Raw genomic sequence first — 1,156 nt, 5'->3', positions numbered from 1 at the left:
TGGGCCCCCTGCAGCCCAGGCCCCTGCAGCCCAGGCCCCTGCTGCCCGGACCCCGGGCGCGCAGGCCGGCCGTTCGGCGCAGGCCGGCCGTTCGGCGCAGGACCCGTTCGCCAAGGTGTCCCGGCCGACGGGTGCGTCCGCCTCTGACCCGGCGACGCTGTCCGAGGTGTTCGAGAACGCCTTCCCGGTCACCTCGCCCGCCGCGTCCGCGTCCGCGTCCGCGGCTCCGGCTTCGGCTCCGGCCACGCGGGGGGCCGCCTCGCCATCGGTACCGGCGTGGCGCCGCCGGCCGGTGCTGCTGGCCGCCGGCGGGGCGCTCGCGGTGGTGGTCATGGGCACGGTGGCGGCGCTCGCCATGTCCTCGGAGGACGACCCCGTCGCCCCGGCCACCCACCCGACGCCGACGTCCTTCCGGCCGACCCCGGCCCCCGGAGGGAACGATTCTGCAACGGACCCGGGCACGCCCCCCGGCACGACCGGCACCCCCGGCACCGGGCCCACGCAGGGCGCCCCGGCCACGGGCGCGCCCGGCACGACGACGTCCCCGTCGGCGACCTCGGGCGCGGGCACCGCACCGACCCCCCGCCCGGGCACGAAGACCACCCCCCCGCCGGCCTCCTCGACCCCGCCGAAGCCCCCGACGTCCCCCTCGCCCCCGCCGAGCACGTCGAGCTCCCCGACGACGACGGGCAGCCCGACCACGGGCTCCCCGACGGGCAGCCCCACGGGCGGCACCCCGACCGGTGGCGGCGAGACGACGGGCCCGTCGGGCACCTCCTCGACCGGCACGTCCGGCGACCCGCCGGCGGGCGGGACAGGCATGTAGCACCCCGCCCCGGAGAGCAACCAAACCGGGCGCCCCGCCCGAGCCCCGGCAACGGCACCCTGCCCGGCCCGGCCGCGCCCCCGGGCAGCTGCGCGCCGTGCACCCCTCGGGGGCACCGGCCCGCTGCCCGGCCTGTCCGCGGCTCGCCGCGTAGGTGGACCAGCCGGGCCCGGCGTGCGGCGCAGGCACGCGAAGCGCTGCTCCCGGGGGCCGCCGGGCAGGTTGCGGACAGGCCGCGTCCTGTTGGCCCGCGGGTGCTCGTGACATCCGCCGCGGGCCGGGCCTGGCGTGCTGCCGGGCCTGTCTCTTATCCACCTTTCCGAGCCCACG

The 1,156-nt window shown here is 80.2% G+C and carries 1 pseudogene; it reads right to left on the bottom strand.

What is annotated here, in order from left to right:
- A pseudogene (locus GPJ59_RS36380) lies at positions 1–822 on the bottom strand (hypothetical protein); the annotation flags it as partial.
- Between the last annotated feature and the right edge of the window lie 334 nt (positions 823–1,156).

Source organism: Streptomyces bambusae, assembly GCF_019400985.1.
GTDB classification, from domain to species: Bacteria; Actinomycetota; Actinomycetes; order Streptomycetales; family Streptomycetaceae; genus Streptomyces; species Streptomyces bambusae_A.
The sequence above is the reverse complement of the archived record's forward strand: the minus strand, read 5'-3'. Positions and strand labels throughout refer to the sequence as shown.